Below are 21,286 nucleotides of genomic sequence, written 5' to 3'. Positions count from 1 at the left end.
AGTGGGTGAGCGGTGGTCCGGTGCCGGTTGATCAGGGGGCGGTCTCGGGTGTGTACCGGATCGGTCATGGAACGGGGGCTCCGTGGCCGGGAATCAGGTGGCCGCGTAGCGTGTTCGTGACAGGACAAGGGAAAGATCCTCCCCAAGCACTAGGGTCATTCCTTTGCCCACCTATTACTCTTGAGCCCAAGGCTACGCAGCGTGGCCATGGAGGAGTGAAATGAGGAGCAGCAACCCGGTCTTCTCGCGACGGGGGTTCAGCCGCGACAACGGCACGGCGGGCTTCAACACCGCGCCGCAGGCCGGGGGCGCCGCTGTCGGTACGCAGCAGGGCAACCCGTATGCGGACCAGCACGCCCAGCAGGGCGGCAACCCGTACGCGCAGAACCCCTACGCGCAGCAGGACCTTCAGCACGGCGCACCGCCGCAGGCCCCGGTCACCACCGGCCGGATGACGATGGACGACGTCGTCATGCGGACCGCCACCACACTCGGTGTGCTGGTCGTCACGGCCGCGCTCGCCTGGGCCCTGCTGCCCGTGGACGACGCGAACATCGGCCGGTCCTACGGCTTCGCCATCGGCGCCTTCCTGGTGGCGATGGTCCTGAGCCTCGTCCAGTCCTTCAAGCGCAAGGCCTCGCCCGCGCTGATCGTGACGTACGCGGCGTTCGAGGGTGTCTTCCTCGGCGTCGTCTCCAGCGTCGTCGACAACCGCATCGCGAGCGGTGCGGCCATGCAGGCCGTGATCGGCACGCTGGCGGTCTTCACGGCCGTACTCGTGGCGTACAAGGCGGGCTGGATCCGCGTCAACCGTCGTTTCTTCGGCTTCGTGATGGCCGCGGCGCTCGGCTTCATCCTGCTGATGGCCGTGAACCTGCTGTTCGCGGTGTTCGGCGGCGGTGACGGCCTCGGCTTCCGCAGCGGCCCCCTCGGCATCATCTTCGGTGTCGTCGGCATCCTGCTCGGCGCGTGCTTCCTCGCCCTCGACTTCAAGCAGGTCGAGGACGGCATCGCCTACGGCGCGCCGCGCGAAGAGGCCTGGCTCGCGGCCTTCGGTCTGACGATGACGCTGGTCTGGATCTACCTGGAGTTCCTGCGGCTGATCGCCATCCTTCAGGGTGACGACTAGCTGGAGCAGGCTGTAGTCAGTAGGCGGTAAAGGCAAGTACGCAGAAGGGCCCCGGGGTCACTCCCGGGGCCCTTCTGCGTCTGTGGTGCGCGGCTTGGTCTCTCAGAGGGCTGTGCTCTCAGAGAAGCTTGCGCGCGGCCCTCCTCACGTCGTACTCATGAATGATCGCCTTGGCGTGGCCGTACGCGAGATTGTGCTCGTGCCGGAGCCAGCTGACCTTCTCCTCGAAGCGGAAGAGGGAGGGGCCTTCGTCGACGGTGCGCAACCAGTCGGATACTTCACGACCGGTGCAATGGGGGATGCGGGCGAGCATGTTGCGGTGGGTCTCCTCGGAGAGGACGTGGGACATCGGCGCCTCCGGACGCAAAGGGGATGTAAGCCGGTCCTTAACGCCACCGTGCCTGAGGGTTGGGGCGTTGGCAACAGTCCCGTGGCGACGCGTAGTCTCGCGGCGTGCTGGATACCTCGCCTTTGACGCGTGCAGTGGATCACTTTGCCGACCGGTTGCGGGCGGCGCCGCAGAGTCGGTTGCAGAGGGGCGCTGCCGGGGAGGCGTTGGGGTTGGCCAGGGAGTTGGCACGGCGTGCCCAGCTGGTGGAGGCGCCTGGGGTGGAGCCTCGGGTCATGCCTGACGTGGGGATGTTCGCGGCGGCGGATCAGGTGACTGTTGCGGCGCACGATTTGGCGTTGGTTGTGCGGAGCGAAGGGGAGTTGGCCTCGGCGCTTGCGTTGGTTGCGGAGGCTCAGCGGCGGGCGCAGGTGTAGGCGTTCGTTGTTGGCTGCGGGTGCGTGGGGGCTTGTCGCGCAGTTCCCCGCGCCCCTATGGGGGCGCTGGTGCCGGCGGGGTTTGAAGCTCGGCCTCTTTGCAGGGACGGAAAAGCAACTGCCGTGACCGCAACCGATCGCCGTGACCGCGACACCAGCCATCGCGTGACCCAGCCGCCGTGACCGTTCCCCCGGCTACAGGGAAGCTATGACCCTGTCCGCCAGTACGTAGACCGTTTCCTCGCCGCATTCGAAGGTCAGGGCGTAGGCGCCCGAGATGCCGGAGCCGCCGAGGAGGACGGGGGCCTCGCCTGTGCGCAGGGCTGCGGAGAGGCGTTCGGCGGTTTCGCGGTGGCCCGGGGTCATGCAGAGGGTGGTGCCGTCGGTGAAGACGTAGACGTCGAGGGTGCCCAGGGGGCCCGGGCGGACGTCGGCCAGGGCGGTGCGGGACTCGGCGAGGTCCTCCAGGCAGGCGACCGTGCGTTCGTGGTCGTTGACTATGGGCGACTGGACCGGCACGAAGTCGGGGTGCGAGGGGTGCCGGCGACGGGCGGCGGCCAGTTCGGCGGACTCTCCCGCGAACTCGTCGGAGTCGGTGCTGGGCTCGGTGACCGGCTCCAGGGACTCCAGGCCCGCGAAGTCCGCCGGGCGCGGCAGGAACAGCTCGCTGTCCGGGAGGCCGAGCAGGGAGGGCGCGTCGGAGGCGTCACGTGCCTCCTGGGCGGCCCAGAAGGCACGCGCCTCGGCAAGTTCCCGCTCCCGCTCCTCGGCGAGCGCCTCGGCCACGGCAGCGCGTATCTCGGCGGTGTCACCGGCGGTGCGGGCCTGCGGTACGAGACCGTGCGCACCGACGGCGAGGCTCTGGGCGGCGAGTTCGGCGTGCAGGGCCGCGATCTGTCGACGCAGCCCCAGCAGGGTGCGCAGAACGGCGACGCCCACACCCGTGGTGATGGTGGCTGTGGCGAGCAGCAGAGCAAGAGGCGTAGCGCTCACTGACGTACTCCCGGTTCAAAGTCGACCCCCGACTTCCTACATCAGCTTGAAGGGTGGACTAACCATCTGTCAGTGCGTAACGTCACGAAACGGACAGGACTTTGGGCCCGGGGATTGGTATCGAACCCATCCTGACCTGCGCAAATACCTCTCCAGAGCGAGATAGGTCACATCCTGGGTGAGATTGGATCACGAAACGGCCCGGAACCCCGGTGGTTACGGGATTCCGGGCCGTCGGCTCACTCACCGCATCTGCTCAACTACCGTCAGGAATCAGCTCAGGCGCTCGATGACCATCGCCATGCCCTGGCCGCCGCCGACGCACATCGTCTCCAGGCCGAACTGCTTGTCGTGGAACTGGAGGGAGTTGATGAGCGTGCCGGTGATCCGGGCGCCCGTCATGCCGAAGGGGTGGCCGACGGCGATGGCGCCGCCGTTCACGTTCAGCTTCTCCAGCGGGAGGCCGAGCTCGCGGTAGGAGGGGATCACCTGGGCGGCGAACGCCTCGTTGATCTCGGCCAGGTCGATGTCGTCGATGGTCAGGCCGGCTCGGCGCAGCGCCTGCTGGGACGCCTCGACCGGGCCGAGGCCCATGATCTCGGGGGAGAGGCCGGAGACGCCGGTCGACACGATGCGGGCCAGCGGGGTCAGGCCCAGCTCGGCGGCCTTCGTGTCGCTCATGATCACGACAGCCGCGGCACCGTCGTTCAGCGGGCAGCAGTTGCCGGCCGTGACCATCCCGTCGGGACGGAACACCGGCTTGAGCCCCTGCGTGCCCTCCAGTGTCACCCCCGCACGCGGGCCGTCGTCCTTCGAGACCACCGTGCCGTCGGGCAGCGTCACCGGGGTGATCTCGCGCTCCCAGAAGCCGTTCTTGATGGCTTCCTCGGCGAGGTTCTGCGAACGGACGCCGAACTCGTCCATGTCCAGCCGGGTCACGCCCTTCAGACGGGCGAGGTTCTCGGCGGTCTGGCCCATCGAGATGTACGCGTCCGGCACGAGGCCGTCCTCGCGCGGGTCGTGCCAGGAGGTGCCCTCCTGCTCCGCGACGGCGGCGGTACGTGCCTCGGCCTCCGCGAAGAGCGGGTTGCGCGTGTCCGGCAGCGAGTCCGAGTTGCCCTTGGTGAACCGGGACACCATCTCGACACCGGCCGAGATGAAGACGTCGCCCTCGCCCGCCTTGATGGCGTGCAGCGCCATCCGGGACGTCTGGAGCGACGAGGAACAGTAACGGGTGACCGTGCAGCCCGGCAGGTAGTCCATGCCCATCTGTACGGCGACGATCCGCCCGAGGTTGTTGCCCTGCTCGCCGCCGGGCAGACCGCAGCCGAGCATCAGGTCGTCGATGTCCCGCGGGTCGAGGCCGGGGACCTTGGCCAGCGCGGCCTGGATGATCGTGGCGGTGAGATCGTCGGCGCGCAGTTCCTTGAGGGAGCCCTTGAAGGCGCGTCCGATGGGGGAGCGGGCGGTCGAGACGATGACGGCTTCCGGCATGACGACTCCATTGGCGTTACGAGGGGCTGCTGGGCGTTTCGCTTCTTGCAGGCGGACCTGCTTGGGAAGTTACCCGTACGTATGCCCCCGGTCACGGGTGTCGCGGTGTGACTCGGGCCGCACTTTTCTAAGCGCTTGCTCACTCGGTGCCGGACGCCCCGGCCGCCGGGGGCAGCCGGCCCCTTGCCTCCAGCCACGCCCAGTACATCCGCGCCCGCTGCGCCTCCGCCCAGTACGCCTTCGTGAGCGTGTCGAGCAGCGCGGGCGCGTGTGCGGCGAGGGGGCTGTGGGCCGCCCACACCAGCCGTTGCCGCACGCCCATCGGATCGCCGGTCAGCGGCCGTACGACGACACCCTCGCGCTCGGACACCAGCGGGTGCGCGAGGGCGACCCCGTGGCCCTGTCCGACCAGCGGGAACACCACGCTCGCGCTCAGCCGCTGCACCCGGCGCGGGGTGAACCCGGCCCGCCGGCACGCGGCCCGGAACTGCGCCCGCATCCGTACGTCCTTGTTCTCCCCGGCCAGCCAGGCCTCGCCGGACAGGTCCCGGAGCGGGATGTCGGGGCGGTCGGCGAGCGGGTGCCGTTCGGAGATCAGCACGAAGACGGGTTCCACGGCGAGGAGGGCGTCGCCGATTCCGGGGCGCAACGCGAGCTCGTACTCCGGGTAGTCGACGGCCAGTCCGAAGTCGAGGCGGCCGGTGGCGAGCAGTTCGAGCTGCTCCTCCTCCGTGTCGCAGGTGTGCAGGGTGATCTCGGCCCGGGGCAGCAGTCGGCGCGCGGTCGTCACCAGTACGGCGGTGAGCGGGCCGGGGACCGAGCCGAGCCGCACGGCGGTCAGGTCGGAGTCCTCGGGGCCCCGCTGCCGTATGTCCCGCAGGAGGTCCTCGTGGGCCGTGAGGATGCCGTGCGCATGCGCCAGCACCAACGCGCCGAACGCCGTGGGCCGGGAACCGCTGCCGTCCCGTACGAACAGTGCCCCGCCCAACGATCGCTCGATGCGCCGGAGTTGGGCGCTCAGCGCGGGCTGGCTGAAGCCGAGGGCCGCGGCGGCACGGGTGAGGGAACCGGTGTCGGCGATCGCGTTGAGGACGCGTAAGTGGCGGATCTCCAGATCCATAACCCGATGTTATGGGCGGTTGGGAGTACCCGGAAGATCGCCTCCGGCGGAACAGTCGGTCGCAACCGGAGTCACGACCGTCACCACCGCAGCAGTGGAGGCCGTATGTCCCGCATGTCCCGAAGACTGGTCGGCGTACTGACAACTGCCCTCCTGGTACAGGGAGTTGCGGCGGGCACGCCCGCGACCGGAGCCACCGGCGCCACGGACACGGCCGTCGCCTCCGACTGGACCCACGGACCCGGACAGCAGGCCGCCACCCACCGGGTCACGCTCGTCACCGGCGACCGCGTGGACCTGTCGGGCGACGCCGTGGCCATCGAGCCCGGGGCAGGCCGCGAGTCGATGGGCTTCCACCAGTTCGAGCGGGACGGTCACCAGTACGTCGTCCCCAACGACGCCCTGCGCATGGTCGCCGGCGGCCAGGTGGACGACCGGCTGTTCGACGTGACGGGACTGGTCGCGGCCGGCTACGACGACGCGCGTACGGCCGTACTGCCCGCGATCGTGACGTACGCCGACGCGACGCTCGGCAGCCGCAGTCTGCGTGCCACGGACGGCGCCCGGGTGACCCGCGCCCTGCCCTCCGTCGACGGCGCCGCGGTGGCCGTGACGAAGGAGTCGGCGGCCACCTTCTGGGACGGGGTGACCGCGGGCAGCCGTACGACCGGACTGCGCGCGGCGAGCGGTATCGCCAAGCTCTGGCTGGACGGCAAGCGGCAGGTCAGCCTGGACCGGAGCGTGCCGCAGATCGGCGCGCCCGCCGCCTGGCAGGCCGGGTACGACGGCACGGGCGTCACGGTCGCCGTCCTGGACACCGGCGTGGACGCCACCCACCCCGACCTGGCCGGACGGATCAAGGAGGCCGTCAACTTCACGGACGCGCCCGACGCCGACGACACCGTCGGTCACGGCACGCATGTGGCGTCGACGGTCGCGGGCGGCGGGGCGAAGTACAAGGGGGTCGCGCCGGGCGCGTCCCTGCTGATCGGCAAGGTGTGCCCCGACCGGTCCTGCTCCGACTCGGCGATCCTGGCCGGGATGGAGTGGGCAGCGCCCCGGGCGCAGGTCGTCAACATGAGCCTCGGCGGTGACGACACCCCGGGCGAGGACGTCCTCGAACAGGCCGTCAACACGCTCACCGAGGAGACCGGCGCCCTCTTCGTCCTCGCCGCGGGCAACGACGGCAGCGCGGACGGCTCGGTCGACTCCCCGTCCACCGCGGACGCCGCGCTCTCCGTGGGCGCCGTCGACAAGCAGGACGTCATGGCCTCCTTCTCCAGCCGGGGGCCGCGCGAGGACGGCGCGATCAAGCCGGAGATCACCGCACCCGGCGTCGACATCGTGGCGGCAAGGGCCGCGCACGCGGGCAGCGACTACGTGGAGGTCGAGCCCGGCTACACCTCCGTCTCCGGCACCTCCATGGCGACCCCGCACGTCGCCGGAGCGGCGGCTCTGCTCGCCGGGCAGCACCCCGGCTGGCGGGCGGCCGAGCTGAAGGCGGCCCTGATGGCGTCGGCGACGGCCACCTCCGGCGCGAACGTCAACGCGCAGGGCGCGGGAAGGGTGGACGCGGCGAGGGGCGTCCGGCAGTCCGTCCTCGCCAGCCCCACCGCTCTGCCCCTGGGCACCCAGGCGGCCCCGGCCGACGACGACATACCGGTGGTCAGGACGGTGACGTACCGGAACGAGGGCGCGGACCCGGTGACCCTGGACTTCGCGGCGAAGGTGACCGGCCCCGACGGTGCTGTTTCGCCGGCCGGCATGTTCACGGTCACCCCGGCGCGTGCGACCGTCCCGGCGGGCGCGGCGACCACGGTGACGGTGACCGCCGACACGCGCGTGCAGAGCGGCACGGGGGTGTTCGAGGGCGCGCTGGTGGGCGCGGACGCGGCGGGCGGGGTCTCGGTCCGCGTACCGCTGACGATCACGAAGGCCACTCCCACCCACAAGCTGACGGTCAAGGTCGTCGACCGGGCGGGCAACCCGGCCGCCGACTACTGGACCAACATCTTCAGCCTGGACGGCTCGGTCTACCGCTTCGTGTACGACCCCTCCGGCTCGGGCACGGTCTCCCTCCCGGCCGGCCGCTACACCGTGGACGCGTCCGTCATCACGCCGTCGGACGGCAGTACGACGATCCTGGCCCGTCCCACCCTCACGGTGACCGGCGACAGCGAGATCGTCCTCGACGCCCGCGAGGGCACCCCCGTCTCGGCGACCCTCCCCCGCAAGGACGCGAGCCTGCGCCTCGCCTCGGTCGGCTTCCGCCGCGAGTTCACCACCGGGGTGGGCTTCGGCGTCCGGGCCACCGCCGACTCCTTCGGCAAACTGTTCACGGCCGCGCTGGGCGACGACGTGGGCCCCGGGGAGGGTGCGCTGGTCGCGGACGTACGCGGCTTCTGGGCGAAGAAGGGCGCGGACGGCACGTACAACGACTCGCCCTACGAATACGTGCTGGTGTGGTTCGAACGGGGCCATCTGCCGACGGACTTCAGCCGGGTGGTGCGCCAGAGCGAACTGGCGACGGTGAACCAGCAGTACTACTCGGTGACTTCGGCGACTCCGGATGGTCCGTCGAGGGCGTTTCAGCACCACTTCGGGTTCCCGCCGGAGGGCGGGAGCGCGCTGTCCGCGGGCGCCATCTGGTTCGACACCCCTGGCCACCGCCGGACCGTCTACTACAAGGCCGACGACGCGATGTGGGAGACCCGGTACAACCAGTACGCGGCAGACGGCGCCTTCCAGACCCAGTTCTTCTCGAACCACGAGACCTACGAGCCCGGCAAGCAGTACACCGTGACCTGGCAGAAGGCGGTCCCCGGCCCGCGCTTCGGCCGCACGACCTTTGTCGCCCGCGACGGCAACCGCCTCTCCTTCAACGTCCCCATGGCCGGCGACCAGGCGGGCCACACCGGCTATTCGCTGTACGACACGAGCAGGGTCGCCTTCTACTACGGCGACCAGAAACTCGTAGAGCTCGACTACCCCTGGTCCGACGCCTCGGGCACCGTCCCGGCGGCCGAGTCGACCTACCGCCTGGAGTACTCCGCCGAGCGCAGTGCGGCCAACGGCGGCTTCGGCCTCGGTACGAGCATCAGCGGCTCGTGGACCTTCCGGTCGGGCGAGGTGAGCGGGCACGCGGCCCTCGGGCTGTCGGCGTTCGACTTCGCACCGGTCGTCGACCGGACCAACACGGGCGCCCTGCCGGTCGTCCCGATGCGGCTCGTACGGCAGCCGGGGGCGGCTCCTTCGGCGGTGCGGTCGGTGGCGGTGGAGGTGTCCTACGACGACGGGCAGAGCTGGCGGAAGGTGCGGCCGGTGAAGGTCGGGCGGGATGCGTGGGCGGTGCCGCTGCCGGGCGGGCGGCCCGCGGGCGGGGGTTACGTGTCGCTGCGGGCGAGTGCGGGGTTCGCGGACGGGGGAGCGGTGGAGTACCGGGTGATCCGGGGGTACCGGGTGGGGTGAGGAGCGTGTCGCCGCCGAGATCGTCCTTGGCGATGGCGATGGCGATGGCGATGGCGATGGCGATGGCGACGCTAGGCCGAGCCGGACGGTGAGGGGGACGGGGAGCCCAGGTACGCCCGGTCGCAGTGGGACCAGTCACTGAAGTCCCCTGCACGCTTGTACAGGCGGTACGCGGCCTGGATGTTCCACTCCGGCTCCAGGGCGGTGCGTGGTGTGCCGCCCAGCTCCCGCAGTCGCGCGTCGGAGATCTGGAAGACGCCCCAGTTCCTGGTGCCGTTGGTGTTCGGCAGGATGTGCAGCGGATCGAGGAACGACTGGCAGTCGGCGACGGCGACCGCGCGATCGGGCTTTTCCAGGAACACCTCACGGATGCGCTGCCGTACCTTCTCCGGCGACCAGGTGTCCATCCGTGCCTTCTGCGCGTGGAGCGCCTCCTTCGTCTGCTCCCCGACCACCCCGTTGACGGTGATGCCGGACAGCACCTGGAAAGCGGTCACGCGTCTCAGCGTTTGCGGTCCGAAACTGCTGTCCACGTCGATGTCGGCCCCCACCCGGGCGAGGAGTCGCTGCACCTCCCGTACGCAGGCGTCCTGCTGGCCCATGCTCACCGTCTCGGCGCACGCGTCCGAGAAGAGGAGACGGCTGTCGTTCTTCGGCAGACTGTTCGCTCGGGGCGTGTTGTCCGAGACGGCGGCCCACACCCCCGTCGCGAGTGCCAGGGCGCTCGCCCCGAGGATTATTCGGCCCCGTCGGTACCGGAAGCCGCCCCGGGCGGGCGCTGCCGGCGTTGGTGTGGGTGTGGGTGTGGGTGTGGGTGTGGGTGCGGATGCCGGTGCGGGTGTGGGTGTGGCGTCCGACGCCGAGGCCGGGTCATGGGTCGGTTGCGGGTCCGGGTCCGGGTCCGGCATGGGCTCGGGGCCGGCCCCTGCGGATGTCGGCCGGCCGGCGTCCGCGAGAGCCCATAGCCGGTGCAGGCGTCTCAGTTCCTCACGCGAGGCTCCGCAGGCCGTGGCGAACTGGTGCGCGGAGCCGTAGTCCTGCGGGACATAGGAGCCCGAGCAGTACCGGTGAAGGCTGGAACTGCTGATGCCGGTCTTCTGGGCGAGCGCCTCGTAACTGAGATCCGCACGATCCTTCAACGCCCGCAAACAGGCCGCGAATCTCTCGAACTCCGCACTGTGCGTCACGAGAACACCCCTCCAGGCAACCGTGGTTGTAGCGGCCGGATCCTAGTCCCCTCCGCTGTGCTTGTCCCACACCCGTCCCACACTCCTCGAACACACCACGTTCACGCAGGTCGTCCCATCCCAACGTCCCATCCCGGGCCGACTCGTTGCCGTCGGCGGACGTCCCTTGCCAGTGTCTGCGGCGTTCGGCGGGGGAAGGGCGGCGCGGTGAGAGAGCCGCGCCGTTCCCGTCCCTCTGCGAGCCGATCCGTAGCACCACCGACTCAAGGAGAAGTCCATGAACAAGCTCTGGGCAGCGCTCGCTACGACGGGCATGATCGGTGCCTCACTGGTCGCTCTGGCGCCGGCGGCCTCCGCTGCGGCCCAGGCGTGCGTCACCACGACCATCACCACGGGCTACCGCACGTACTCGGAGACGGCGACGAAGTCGTCCACGAGCACCTGCAGCGACCTCAACCTCACCTACGCGAACGACACGTCGTTGACCGGCTACGACTGTTACCGCGGTATGTACCGCAACTCGGCGGGCACCTGGTTCCGAGGCGCGTCCGGCTGGCACTGCCTCGACGACGGCAGCTACGCCGTGGACACGCAGCTCCTGCTGACCGACCTCAACGATGGCACCACGTTCGGCGTCGAGAGCTACTACGACGGGACCGACTACGTGAACATCACGCACTAGTCCTCCCGACCGTGTCCGGTGGGGCCGCCAGGCGGCGGCCCCACCGGACAGGGACACGGTCACGGACGCGTACACGGCGTCCGTCCCACCGTTTGCGAAAGAGAAAAAGAAAGAGAAGGGGAAGGCTCCTGATGGCCGGACCGACCCGGACAGCCGCAGTACCGCCGCGCACCGTGCTCACACTCGTCACGCTGATCACTCTCGTCGCGTGCGCAGCCGGCTGTTCGAAGCCGTCCGCCTCCCCCGCCGGAGGCGATCCGGCTGCCGCCACGTTCCGGGCCTCGCCCGTGACCTACGACGTGCCGGTGGACCTCACGCCCGCCGTACTGCCGGTGACCGGCGCCGAGTCCCGGTGGTCCCAAGGTCTCGACGCCTTCGGCGAAGCGGTCGCCGACGGCGAGATCCGCGACTGCGTGGAGTCCCGAGGCGAGGAGATGCCGGACCTGGCGCCGCTCGCCTTCACCAGATACATGGACCTGCCCGACCTGGAGTTCATCCGGAGCCACGGCTTCGGATCGACCGCGGTTCCGGTGCCCTCCCCCGAACCCGCCGCGTCGCAGGACTCTCCGGAGCCTGAGCTGATGCGGCGTTGCCTGGCAGCGGGCCAGACTGTTCTGAACGAGTTCCGGGCGCTCTACGGTCCGCTGCGGATGTCCTGGTTCAAAGTGATCGGCAGCCTCGGATCCGATGAGTCGGTCGCCCTGGCCTACCGCGCCTTCCCTTCCTGCCTCGCACAGCGGGGTGTGCAGGTGAAAAGCGAGAGCAGGTTCTTCGGGCTCGTGGACCAGCGGCTCGCCGCCGGCGGAACCGACATGGACCTGGCCGCCGACTACGCGACCTGCATGGCCCCGGTCGAAGCCGTCCGCGAGCCGCTGCGCGAGGAGCTGCGGACCCGGTTCGTCACCGACCACCGCCAGGAAATCGAGGAACTGACGGAGAAGCTGATGCCGCGGGTCCGGCAGCTGGCGGCCCGCTACCAGGTACGGCTCTGCTTCCCCGCTCTCGAACAGGCCGGTGCGGACGTCACGGAGACCGCTCACTGACCCGGCGCGCGCTCCGGACACCCTCCCTTGCGGACAGCGCTGCTCGGTCATGTCACATCGGTGCCCTTCTCGTACAACGTCTGCGCCCCCACGTGAGTCTGACGGTGCGACATGGGCTGGTGCGGCCGTTCCACATCGCAGTGGCGGCAGCGCAGTGCCGATGCAGTTGGCAGGGAGAACCGATGGGGGTGGGACGCGTGAGACGCACGACTCTGCGTACGGTGTCGAGAGGGAAACGGGCGAGGGGCGGGATCGTCTCGGTCGGGGCGGCCTTGGCCGTCGTGGCCGGGCTGCTGCAGTTCGCGTCCCCGGTGGCCGTCGCGGCGGTTGGTCAGGACATGCCGACCATCACGATGCCGGGCGCAAACCGGGTGGCGCCGCGGGAGGGGTTCCTGACCGCCGCCGACAGTTCCGGACATCTGGTCGCACCGAGGCCGTCGGACACCGCCTCCCCGGCCAAGTGGATCAGCCGCGACGGCTCGACCAGGCAGGTCCCGAGCCAGGTGTCCACGATCGCCCGCAACGGCGGCCTCGGGCTGGAGCGGGTCCCGGACACCCTGCAGGCGAGGAACGTGTTCGACATCCGGCACTACGCCACCAACAAGGTGGCGCGGTTCCGCCTGGCGGCCGATGACCGGGTCACCGAGGTCTTCGCCGAGAACCGGCTGCTGGTCGCCCGCGAGGTCGGCGGGAAGTGGACCCTCCGCCTGCTGGAGATGCCGGCGGGCGGCGGACAGCCGGTCGACCGGCCGGTGACCGGCCTGGCCGACGACTACAACGGGTGGGCGTACTCACCGGCGTCGGACAAGCGGGGAGCCGCGTTCGGGTACCACGCGGTCGGCGTCGGCAGCGACTCCTGGCGTACGGTGCTCCTCGACTTCGATTCCGCCTCAGTGACGTACGTGCCGGGCGGCGACTTCCCCTACCTGGAGTTCCCCCGCCTAGGGGCCGGCGACACGGTGAGCTTCTACGCCGTCGGCAAACAGCCCGGCGAACGCCACCTGTACGTCATCGACCGCGACCATCCGCAGGCCCCCGGGCACGTGGTCGACCTTCCGCAGTACGACCTCCAGGCCGCCCGCCCGATCGGCGGCTGGGTGCTGTACCCCGGCGCCGCCAACGAGGGGATCGTCGCCGTGCCGGTGACCGGCGACGGGCCGGCGCGGACGGTGCTGGCCGCCTCGTCACGGAACTTCGTCGACGGCGACGACGGCAGTTTCTTCATCGAGGGCGGTACGGACGCGGAGCACTGGACGGTCCAGCAGGTCACCCTGGGCGCGGACGGGGTCCCGGTCTTCAAGCCGGTGGGGGCGCCACTGCCCCCGGTCTCGGTGTACGAGGCAGGCGGCGTCGCGGTCGACCAGGGACGGGTGCTGCTCGGCAGCGAGCGGAACGACACGTTCCGCCCGTATCCCGGCACCGATCTCACCGCCTCCGCGCTCTCCCTGACAGCCGCCGGCAAGCTGACCGTCGCACCGCCGCAGAACCTGGGCGACCTCGGAACCACGAAGTCGGACCCCGTGTGGGGATCCGAGTGCTACGGGGAATGCCTGCGGTTCACCGGCATGGGTGAGGGCGGCATCAGCCGCCCGGCGTGGCAGATGGACATCGTGGCGGCGTCCGCCTCGTACACGGTGGAGAACTACGGCGACGGCAAGCAGGTGTGGAACGGGCGCAACTACCTGACCAGAGGCCCCTGGTCGGCCGCCGCCCTGTGGGGGAACACCCTGTGGACGGCCCGGACCATCTCGGGCAAGGCCGTGTTCGAGAGGTACTCACTGCCGTCGATGCGGAAGCTGGGCAGCCTGTCGGTCAGTTCCTGCCTCCCGTCCGATCTGCAAGTGGTCGGCCGGTACGTCTACTGGTCCTGCGGGCCGAACGGACAAGCGGTCGTCTACGACCAGGTCAAGCGGACGACGCAGACCGTGCCGCGGGGCTACGCGCGGCTGGCCGACGGCTACCTGGTCTCCCAGGACAACAAGGCCGGCAAGCTCCTGATCACCTATCTGAAGGGCGCGGTCCCCGCCGCCAAGGTCGGTACGAAGGAGCTGGGCCCGCTGGTGTCCCCGCCGTACGCCCCGGCCGACCGGCGCGGCCGGTTCTGGAACGTGGACCGGTTCGGCGGTCCGGTCGCCTACACGACGGCGTCCGGTGACGTGACGGTGAAGTGGCCGCAGGTGACCACCTCCCCGCTCGCGGCGACCGACGCCACCGTCCCCACCTCCGTCGACCCGCGCCAGGGCGTCGAGTTCAAGGGCGTCTGGCACCTGAACAAGCCGACCGCGAACTGGAAACTGACCGTCACCACCTCCACCGGCACGGTCGTACGGACCCTCACCGGCGGCCGGGCCCACGGGAAGATCGCCGTGACCTGGGACGGACGTGCCACGAACGGGACACTGGTCCGCGCCGGCACCTACCGGGTGACCCTGATCGCCCGCACCGCCAACGGCACACCCAAGAACGCGGTGATCCACGCCAAGCCGCTGACCGTGCGGTAGACGGAAGACGGCAGACGGGCCGCCACGGCCTGTACCGAGCCCGCTCACCCCTGCCATCGGACCCGGTGGCAGGGGTGGGGCGGGCTCAGTTCTTGACGGCTTCCGCGATCCGCCGGGCGGCCTGGGCAGGCGTGAGGTGTGTGGTGTCGACGACCTCCGCCTCGGCGTGCAGCCAGGTGCGGGCCGCCTCGGCGTAGGGCTCGAGGTATGTGAGGCGGAACGGGGAGTTGGGGCCGAGGACGGTGTCGCCCGCGATGCGTCCCCGGAGAGTGTCCTGGTCGGCGTGGAGGACGAAGTGCCGTACAGGGATGGCGTGTTGGGCGAGACCAGTGCTGATCTCGCGCCAGTACGGCTCGACCAGGACGGTCATGGGGATCACCAGGGTGCCTCCGGTGTAGTCGAGCACACGGCGGGCGGTCTCGACGACGAGGGGCCGCCACGGAGGCCAGTGCTGGAAGTTGTCCGTCTCGGGCAGTCCTGGCGTGATGTCCATGAGCGTCTCGCCGACCTTCTCGGCGTCGAACACCCGTGAATCCGGGATCAGTTGCTGTACGAGCGCACTGGTCGTCGTCTTGCCCGCGCCGTGCGTGCCGTTGAGCCATACGATCATGCGCCCTGACGCTAGCGCGTGCTCTGCGGGGCGCGGGCACGGGCCCGGGATGCCTCCCGGGCTGCCCGCGCCGCCCTCGTCGCCGTCAGCCGCTCGACACGCCCCCCGGAGTGGGTGCCGGGTCCGTCGCCGGTACCCGCCGCCGCTTCCGGCGCTTGAGAAGGGCCCAGGGGCCCCGGGGGCCGGTCGGCATCGCCGCCGTGACCTCGGTGCCCGCCTCCGACGCGGCCTCCGCCGCTGCCCGTGCCACCGGCAGGAAGCCCTCGCGGCGGGACACGTCCGGACGCTCCTCGTCCGCCGGCCACAGGCCCAGGGCCGCGCACACCGTCGGGAGTACCGCCATCGCCGCCGTCGCGTAGCCCTCCGCCGACGGGTGGTAGTTGTCCGGGCCGAACAGCTCGCGCGGGTTCGCCTCGAACTCGGGGCCCAGCAGGTCGCCCAGCGACACCGTGCGGCCCCCCTGCTCCACGACCCCGATCGTCTGCGCCGCCGCCAGATGCCGGGACGCCCGCCGGGCCAGCCAGCGCAGGGGCTGCTGGACCTGCTCGACGGTGCCCAGGTCGGGACAGGTGCCCACGACCACCTCCGCACCGGCCGTGCGGAGGCGTCGTACCGCCGAGGAGAGGTGGCGGACCGAGCGGGTCGGGGGCATGCGGTGTGTGACGTCGTTCGCGCCGACCATGATCACGCAGATGTCCGGGATCCAGTCGGACGCCGAGACGGTCAGTGCGACCTGGCGGTCCAGGTCGTCGGACTGGGCGCCGGGCTGGGCCACGTTGCGCAGCTCCACCGGGCGTTCCGCGACCGCCGCCAGGCCCGACGCGAGCAGTGCGCCCGGGGTCTGGCGGGGCCGGTGGACCCCCTGGCCGGCCGCCGTGGAGTCGCCCAGCAGGACGAGTCGGAGCGGAGGTTCACCGGGGGTGGCGTACCCGCGTCCGTAGAGACCGTCCGCACTCGGTGGGTGCGGACTGCGGCCGTTGCCCACCTGCCGTCTCGCCATCCGTACCTCGGCCAGCACCAGTCCCACGGTCGCCGCGCTCACCAGGCCGATCCCGCCGCCGCCGTACGCCGCGCCGGCTGCGATCCGCCGGGCCACTCTTGCCCTGGACATGCTCGTCATGCGTCGCCGCCACCTCCTCGTAGCCGTACACCCAGTGCTTGCCCCGTACCGACCGTCCGCCAATCGTTACGTGAGGTGAATGCCGAGGAGGAGCCTTAGGCTGGCCGCACCAATGACAACCACTTTTATGTGCGGCAACCGGAGACAACGGTGCAATTCCACGACTCGATGATCAGCCTCGTCGGCAACACCCCGCTGCTGAGGCTCAACAGTGTGACCGCGGGCATCCAGGCGACCGTCCTCGCGAAGGTCGAGTACTTCAACCCCGGCGGCTCCGTGAAGGACCGCATCGCCCTGCGCATGATCGAGGCGGCGGAGGAGAGCGGAGAGCTTCGGCCCGGCGGCACGATTGTCGAGCCGACCAGTGGAAACACCGGTGTCGGGCTGGCCATCGTGGCCCAGCAGAAGGGCTACCACTGCATCTTCGTCTGCCCGGACAAGGTCTCCACCGACAAGATCAACGTGATGCGTGCGTACGGGGCCGAGGTCGTCGTCTGCCCTACGGCTGTTGACCCCGAGCACCCGGACTCGTACTACAACGTGTCCGACCGGCTCGTCCGCGAGACGCCCGGCGCCTGGAAGCCCGACCAGTACTCCAACCCCCACAACCCCCTCTCGCACTATCACTCCACCGGCCCCGAGCTGTGGGAGCAGACCGAGGGGCGGATCACCCACTTCGTCGCCGGTGTCGGCACCGGGGGGACCATCTCCGGGACCGGGCGGTATCTGAAGGACGCCAGTGACGGGCGCGTCCAGGTGATCGGCGCCGACCCGGAGGGGTCCGTGTACTCCGGCGGGTCCGGGCGGCCGTACCTCGTCGAGGGCGTGGGGGAGGACTTCTGGCCCACCGCCTACGACCGGACCGTCGCCGACGAGATCGTCGCCGTGTCCGACAAGGACTCCTTCCAGATGACCCGGCGGCTCGCCAAGGAGGAGGGCCTGCTGGTGGGCGGCTCCTGCGGGATGGCGGTCGTGGCCGCGCTGCGGGTCGCCGAGCGGCTCGGCCCGGACGACGTGGTCGTCGTGCTCTTGCCGGATGGCGGGCGCGGGTACCTGTCGAAGATCTTCAGCGACGAGTGGCTGGCCTCCTACGGGTTCCTTGAGGAGGCGCAGCCGACCGCAAATGTCGGGGACGTGCTGAGGCGCAAGGAAGGCGCCATCCCCAGCCTGGTCCACATGCACCCGGATGAGACGGTCGGCCAGGCAATCGAGGTGCTGCATGAGTACGGCGTCTCGCAGATGCCGGTCGTGAAGCCGGGGGCTGGGCACCCCGACGTGATGGCGGCAGAGGTGGTCGGTTCCATCGTCGAACGGGACCTCTTGGACGCGCTCTTCACACAGCGCGCCGCCCTCACCGACCCGCTGGAGAAGCACATGTCGCCTCCGTTGCCGCAGGTGGGATCCGGTGAGCCGATCGCAGATCTCATGGTGGTCCTGGGCGGCGCGGACGCGGCGATGGTACTGGTCGAGGGCAAGCCGACCGGAGTCGTGACCCGGCAGGACCTCCTGGCGTACATGGCGCGCGCGGAACATTGACGCGGACGGGGGTGCCGACCTCGGCCCGCGGCAGTCGTCAATCGGCCCGTCGGGGTACCGGGGCGTCCGCAGGTGAGGGCGGCATCCCCGCAGTGAACCTTCAGGTCACACCACGGGAGTGATCTGAAGGAGTGCGGGATCGAACGGGGCGCGGCGCGATCGACTGGGCGGGAACGGCAGGACGACTACCGATTGCAGGACTGTGCTGATCGCCGTCCGCCGCTGCTCAAGGCTCATCATGGGCCAGCGCGACGAGTCCCGGCCGCCCAGAGCATCCTGCAGGTTCCGGTGATGCTTCTCTCGAGCCGTTTCCAGCCCGGAGATCCGGGCCTCGAGGTCGGATGTCTTCCGCAACAAGTCGTCGTCGGCCGGAACGCCTGTGCCGAGCTGTCCTTCGAGAGAATCACGTCTCCTGACGAGGAACTGCATCAGCTCCGTACCGGCCCACTCCGGCTGCTCGGAGCCGATGGCGATGTGGCGCTCGTCGAGCATGGAGAGAACAACTTCCTCAAGGTGACGGTCGACGTCACGGACACTGCGTGCAGTACCTGCGCAGTCCAAGGCGGTACACACATATACGGCGTTGTCGGGGTTCTTCTCGGTCGGCCGGGCGCAACCGCCCATCTTGGAGTTGCACGGAGCGCCGTCCTTTCGAACAGCGCCGCAGCGCAAGTACCCGCTGAACAGGTACGTGCGGAAGGTCTGAGGCTCTCTTCCTGGAGGCGGGCTGCCGTTCGTCAGGCGGGTGCCTCGTTTCGAGCCGCGCTGCCGGGAGAGTTCCACCAGTGCTTGCCACTCCTCGACGGTCGCGGGGGCGTCCCACTGGCCGACGACCGGCGAGCGAGTGGTGGGGTCTCGGACAAGTTCCCCATGAATGGCCCGGTATCCGCACATCACGGGGTTGGTCAGGGCTTGGCGGACAGTCGCTCCGCTCCATCGTTTTTCCGACGCGGTGGGGATGTCCCGGGTATTCAGCCCCCTGGCGATGTCGTTCCAACTCGTTCCGCGCAGCGCTGATTCGATCATCTCCCGCAGGACAGGCCACTCTTCGGGATCCTTGCGCATATTGATCTTGAGTCCCGACCGGGGATCCGGTGGAAGCCAGCCGAAGCGTCTGCGTCCGCCGGGAGTCCCGCCGTCGAGGGCGCGTCGGCGGATATGGCGCTCGATACGCTCCTTGGTCCTCCACACTTCGCCGTCGCTGGCGACCGCGTCATCGGCGCTGTGCTTCGAACGAAGGTCGAAAACGGCTTGCCGCTCGATGAACAGTCCCTCTTCGGTGACAGTGACAGCCTGGTGAACTCCGGCGAAGTCCGAGGTCAACCGCCACACTCGTTCATGTTCCGTGGCGATGAGGGCCTGGATCGGAAATCCCTCGGTCGTTCTCCGGCAGTGGAGTGCGTCGACCATCTCCGCGAACGCCGGTCGTACGACAGCCGGTTGCACGGCCGTCAGGCCGTTGTCCTCATAGAACTTGACGATGGCCACTCCGAACGCGGCGGCTGTCTCGATGTTCTCCTCGTGCTGGTGGCGAATCCCTGTCCCGGCCTCGCGTCCCTTGGCCTGGACGGCGGATCGTGTGCTCTGGTCGGCGCTGATCCGGGCGTAGTCCACTCCGGGTATCCGACCGCTGAGCCACTCCTCGAAGGTCTGGCCGGCTTCCAGAGCAGAGGTAAGCGAGGGATTGAGGAAACTCCTGGACCAGCCGGGCATGCGAGTACCCCTTCGAGGGCGGATGACTTGTTCGGTCTCCTCGAAATATGCAGGTGGAAGACGGGGTTCATGAGTGGATGGCCGATTGGTTCCGCATATCGGGTGAAGAGGGAAATCGCTGGTTGACGTCTTGGTCGGGGTAACCGGAGTTCGTGGAAGTGGTACGAGGGCGTCACGTCCGCGCAGCACACGCTTAACACGGGTCCGGCACATTAGTGGATGTCGGCAGGGGCGGGAGCGGCTCCCCGCCCAGGCCGGCACAGAAACGGCGTCACGGACCTCCGGAGCGGCTCCCGGACCTCCACCGACGCCTAGGACGCGCCAGCCCGGCCCTGACCCGGCCCGCGTCCCTCGCGGGGACCGCCGTCGTCCCGCCCTCCCGGCAACGGGGGGTGCGGCGGTCCCCGCGCAAACCTCCCCCTTGCGCCTAAGCGGCGCCGCTCTCGCGTAGGGGGCTGGCCGCCGTTGTGGTTCCTCAATTGATGGTGGCGGTTGTCTGCTCCGGAAGACGGATGCGGCGGCCTATTGGCGTTGGGGGTGGGTCAGTCCTCCCAGGCGCTGTCCTGTCGGGAACCTCGGCTCCGGTTCCTGCCGAAGAGCCAGGCGGAACTGCGGGCCGCCTGGACCGCGTTGACGCCCACGATGCCGGTCCAGGCGACCAGTAGGCCGGGCAGTTCCGCGATGCCGCCTCCGATGGCGGACAGGGGTACCGCCAGCACCAGCGAGACGATGCCGAAGCCGAAGCGCTCGCCGAAGGAGTCGGTGGATTTGGGCCCGCGCGAGTCGCGCGCCACCACCATCTGCTGTTCGGCGAGCTGCCGCCGTACCCGGCGCTCCACCGAGCCGTCTATCCGCTGGTCGACCTTCTCCAGGAACGAGTCGACCAGCGCGGACTCGTACTCGTCGCCCAGCTCCCTGCGTGCTTGCAGGGTGGCGTTGAGTTCCTTCTTGAGGTCGGCGTCGTGCGCGCCCGTGGTGTCCATACCGGTCATGCACACCACGGTAGAGAAACGGCGTCCGGCCGGCACTGGGGTTAGCCCCCCTGTTGGCCCTGGGCCGGGCCCCAGGCCCAGGGAGGAGGGCGGATTCTTTGAGGCCGATGTTCAGGACGACTCGCGTGAGTGAGGGCCCGATGGCCCGGCAACTGTCTGCGCCGGTCCGGGCGGTGTCACCGGCCGCAGGCGCCCGCGTGGTCGCAGTACGGCTGCAGTTGGCTGCGCCCGCAACCGCACAGCACGACCCTGGTCTCGGCGCGCGGCCCTTGCCGCGTGTCCAGCGACAACTCGCCTCGCACGACCAGTTGGCCGGCCGGTGTCGGGGTGATCCGGGTGGGCCGGTCAGGAGTCTCCGTCCCGCCGTCCGCCAGTTCGTACTGCAGCGCACCCGTTGGGCAGCGACGTACCACCTCGGCCAGCCGGTCGGCCGGGACGGCGTCCGGCTGGATCCACGGGCGCCTGCTCGAGTCGAAGACCTCGGGCAGTCCGTTGACGCACTCGGCGGCGTGCAGGCAGCGCGTCGCCTCGAAGGTCACGGCGATGCCCTGCGCCTTGTACGCCTTCTTCTGGGGTTCGTCGCTCATGCCGGCCTCTCTCACCGTGTTTTTGGTCAGTCAGTCCTTGACCTTGCTCCGGGCCTGGTAGAGCAGGTCGGCGTACTCGGGGTGGCGGTGGATCCAGCCCGCGTAGAAGGGGCAGGTGGCCAGCACGCGCAGCCCTGCGGCGCGGGCCTCGTCGAGGGAGGTCCGGGCCAGCTCGGACCCCACGCCCTTGCCTTCGTGTTCCGGGGCCACCTCGGTGTGGACGAAGGCGATCAGTTCCGCCGTACGGATGTACTCCGCGAAGCCGGCCACGGCCGAGGCGCCGTCCAGCCGTGCCTCGTAGCGACGTGCTTCAGGCACGTCGATGACCTTGATGGTCGTCACGTGT

18 protein-coding genes are annotated in these 21,286 nt (G+C 69.9%); 7 read left to right on the top strand and 11 right to left on the bottom strand.

All coding sequences use genetic code 11. The features are described 5' to 3' along the window. The first annotated feature begins 220 nt into the window (after window positions 1-220). Window positions 221-1,129: a Bax inhibitor-1/YccA family protein gene (locus ACH4TV_RS40775; protein ID WP_398406410.1), complete on the top strand. Its 909-nt coding sequence runs from the start codon at window positions 221-223 to the stop codon at window positions 1,127-1,129. A 118-nt stretch (window positions 1,130-1,247) separates the two neighbouring features. Here ACH4TV_RS40775 and ACH4TV_RS40770 read toward each other — a convergent pair whose 3' ends face one another. Then, window positions 1,248-1,478 carry a DUF4287 domain-containing protein gene (locus ACH4TV_RS40770; RefSeq protein WP_398406409.1) on the bottom strand — a complete coding sequence of 77 codons (231 nt, stop codon included), beginning with the start codon at window positions 1,476-1,478 and terminating at the stop codon, window positions 1,248-1,250. A 104-nt stretch (window positions 1,479-1,582) separates the two neighbouring features. Between ACH4TV_RS40770 and ACH4TV_RS40765 the strand changes: the two genes are divergently transcribed. Then, entirely contained in the window at window positions 1,583-1,894 is a 312-nt protein-coding gene (locus tag ACH4TV_RS40765) for a hypothetical protein (protein ID WP_398406408.1), read from the top strand. 195 nt (window positions 1,895-2,089) lie between these two features. Here ACH4TV_RS40765 and ACH4TV_RS40760 read toward each other — a convergent pair whose 3' ends face one another. The 3 genes from ACH4TV_RS40760 to ACH4TV_RS40750 all read right to left on the bottom strand — a co-directional run bounded on the left by ACH4TV_RS40760 (window position 2,090) and on the right by ACH4TV_RS40750 (window position 5,501). Beyond that, window positions 2,090-2,887, bottom strand: a complete 798-nt coding sequence (locus tag ACH4TV_RS40760) for a hypothetical protein (protein WP_398406407.1) — start codon at window positions 2,885-2,887, stop codon at window positions 2,090-2,092. Between the two features lie 273 nt (window positions 2,888-3,160). Next, window positions 3,161-4,381, bottom strand: a complete 1,221-nt coding sequence (locus tag ACH4TV_RS40755) for an acetyl-CoA C-acetyltransferase (RefSeq protein WP_398406406.1) — start codon at window positions 4,379-4,381, stop codon at window positions 3,161-3,163. Between the two features lie 139 nt (window positions 4,382-4,520). Beyond that, window positions 4,521-5,501, bottom strand: a complete 981-nt coding sequence (locus ACH4TV_RS40750; protein WP_398406405.1) for a LysR family transcriptional regulator — start codon at window positions 5,499-5,501, stop codon at window positions 4,521-4,523. Window positions 5,502-5,606: 105 nt separating this feature from the next. Between ACH4TV_RS40750 and ACH4TV_RS40745 the strand changes: the two genes are divergently transcribed. After that, window positions 5,607-8,969: a S8 family serine peptidase gene (locus ACH4TV_RS40745; protein ID WP_398406404.1), complete on the top strand. Its 3,363-nt coding sequence runs from the start codon at window positions 5,607-5,609 to the stop codon at window positions 8,967-8,969. Window positions 8,970-9,040: 71 nt separating this feature from the next. Here ACH4TV_RS40745 and ACH4TV_RS40740 read toward each other — a convergent pair whose 3' ends face one another. After that, entirely contained in the window at window positions 9,041-10,156 is a 1,116-nt protein-coding gene (locus ACH4TV_RS40740) for a helix-turn-helix domain-containing protein (protein ID WP_398406403.1), read from the bottom strand. 277 nt (window positions 10,157-10,433) lie between these two features. Between ACH4TV_RS40740 and ACH4TV_RS40735 the strand changes: the two genes are divergently transcribed. The 3 genes from ACH4TV_RS40735 (at window position 10,434) to ACH4TV_RS40725 (ending at window position 14,382) form a co-directional block, all read left to right on the top strand. Beyond that, entirely contained in the window at window positions 10,434-10,838 is a 405-nt protein-coding gene (locus ACH4TV_RS40735) for a hypothetical protein (RefSeq protein WP_398406402.1), read from the top strand. Between the two features lie 131 nt (window positions 10,839-10,969). Then, complete coding sequence (locus ACH4TV_RS40730) at window positions 10,970-11,881, top strand: hypothetical protein (RefSeq protein ID WP_398406401.1); 912 nt, start codon at window positions 10,970-10,972, stop codon at window positions 11,879-11,881. A 197-nt stretch (window positions 11,882-12,078) separates the two neighbouring features. Then, entirely contained in the window at window positions 12,079-14,382 is a 2,304-nt protein-coding gene (locus ACH4TV_RS40725; RefSeq protein WP_398406400.1) for a FlgD immunoglobulin-like domain containing protein, read from the top strand. Between the two features lie 85 nt (window positions 14,383-14,467). Here ACH4TV_RS40725 and ACH4TV_RS40720 read toward each other — a convergent pair whose 3' ends face one another. Then, window positions 14,468-14,992 carry an ATP-binding protein gene (locus ACH4TV_RS40720; RefSeq protein WP_398406399.1) on the bottom strand — a complete coding sequence of 175 codons (525 nt, stop codon included), beginning with the start codon at window positions 14,990-14,992 and terminating at the stop codon, window positions 14,468-14,470. A gap of 85 nt (window positions 14,993-15,077) precedes the next feature. Further along, complete coding sequence (locus ACH4TV_RS40715; RefSeq protein ID WP_398406398.1) at window positions 15,078-16,112, bottom strand: SGNH/GDSL hydrolase family protein; 1,035 nt, start codon at window positions 16,110-16,112, stop codon at window positions 15,078-15,080. A 150-nt stretch (window positions 16,113-16,262) separates the two neighbouring features. Between ACH4TV_RS40715 and ACH4TV_RS40710 the strand changes: the two genes are divergently transcribed. Then, entirely contained in the window at window positions 16,263-17,648 is a 1,386-nt protein-coding gene (locus ACH4TV_RS40710) for a cystathionine beta-synthase (RefSeq protein WP_398406397.1), read from the top strand. Between the two features lie 105 nt (window positions 17,649-17,753). Here ACH4TV_RS40710 and ACH4TV_RS40705 read toward each other — a convergent pair whose 3' ends face one another. The 4 genes from ACH4TV_RS40705 to ACH4TV_RS40690 all read right to left on the bottom strand — a co-directional run bounded on the left by ACH4TV_RS40705 (window position 17,754) and on the right by ACH4TV_RS40690 (window position 21,282). Continuing rightward, a complete protein-coding gene (locus ACH4TV_RS40705) occupies window positions 17,754-19,361 on the bottom strand; it encodes a recombinase family protein (protein WP_398406396.1) in 1,608 nt (535 codons plus the stop codon). A gap of 542 nt (window positions 19,362-19,903) precedes the next feature. After that, entirely contained in the window at window positions 19,904-20,353 is a 450-nt protein-coding gene (locus ACH4TV_RS40700) for a hypothetical protein (protein WP_398406395.1), read from the bottom strand. Window positions 20,354-20,529: 176 nt separating this feature from the next. Beyond that, window positions 20,530-20,940: a (4Fe-4S)-binding protein gene (locus ACH4TV_RS40695; protein WP_398406394.1), complete on the bottom strand. Its 411-nt coding sequence runs from the start codon at window positions 20,938-20,940 to the stop codon at window positions 20,530-20,532. 30 nt (window positions 20,941-20,970) lie between these two features. Continuing rightward, entirely contained in the window at window positions 20,971-21,282 is a 312-nt protein-coding gene (locus ACH4TV_RS40690; protein ID WP_398406393.1) for a GNAT family N-acetyltransferase, read from the bottom strand. Window positions 21,283-21,286: the final 4 nt, after the last annotated feature.

This window comes from Streptomyces sp. NPDC020898 (assembly GCF_044333925.1).
Classification (GTDB): domain Bacteria; phylum Actinomycetota; class Actinomycetes; order Streptomycetales; family Streptomycetaceae; genus Streptomyces.
This window is presented reverse-complemented; position numbering and strand designations above follow the sequence as displayed.

What these genes read in the sequence shown, in the direction of transcription:
- ACH4TV_RS40770 (WP_398406409.1), bottom strand. Translation starts at nt 1,478, where the DNA reads ATGTCCCACGTCCTCTCCGAGGAGACCCACCGCAACATGCTCGCCCGC.
- ACH4TV_RS40700 (WP_398406395.1), bottom strand. Translation starts at nt 20,353, where the DNA reads ATGACCGGTATGGACACCACGGGCGCGCACGACGCCGACCTCAAGAAG.
- ACH4TV_RS40755 (WP_398406406.1), bottom strand. Translation starts at nt 4,381, where the DNA reads ATGCCGGAAGCCGTCATCGTCTCGACCGCCCGCTCCCCCATCGGACGC.
- ACH4TV_RS40705 (WP_398406396.1), bottom strand. Translation starts at nt 19,361, where the DNA reads ATGCCCGGCTGGTCCAGGAGTTTCCTCAATCCCTCGCTTACCTCTGCT.
- ACH4TV_RS40775 (WP_398406410.1), top strand. Translation starts at nt 221, where the DNA reads ATGAGGAGCAGCAACCCGGTCTTCTCGCGACGGGGGTTCAGCCGCGAC.
- ACH4TV_RS40730 (WP_398406401.1), top strand. Translation starts at nt 10,970, where the DNA reads ATGGCCGGACCGACCCGGACAGCCGCAGTACCGCCGCGCACCGTGCTC.
- ACH4TV_RS40695 (WP_398406394.1), bottom strand. Translation starts at nt 20,940, where the DNA reads ATGAGCGACGAACCCCAGAAGAAGGCGTACAAGGCGCAGGGCATCGCC.
- ACH4TV_RS40735 (WP_398406402.1), top strand. Translation starts at nt 10,434, where the DNA reads ATGAACAAGCTCTGGGCAGCGCTCGCTACGACGGGCATGATCGGTGCC.
- ACH4TV_RS40745 (WP_398406404.1), top strand. Translation starts at nt 5,607, where the DNA reads ATGTCCCGCATGTCCCGAAGACTGGTCGGCGTACTGACAACTGCCCTC.
- ACH4TV_RS40750 (WP_398406405.1), bottom strand. Translation starts at nt 5,501, where the DNA reads ATGGATCTGGAGATCCGCCACTTACGCGTCCTCAACGCGATCGCCGAC.
- ACH4TV_RS40715 (WP_398406398.1), bottom strand. Translation starts at nt 16,112, where the DNA reads ATGACGAGCATGTCCAGGGCAAGAGTGGCCCGGCGGATCGCAGCCGGC.
- ACH4TV_RS40720 (WP_398406399.1), bottom strand. Translation starts at nt 14,992, where the DNA reads ATGATCGTATGGCTCAACGGCACGCACGGCGCGGGCAAGACGACGACC.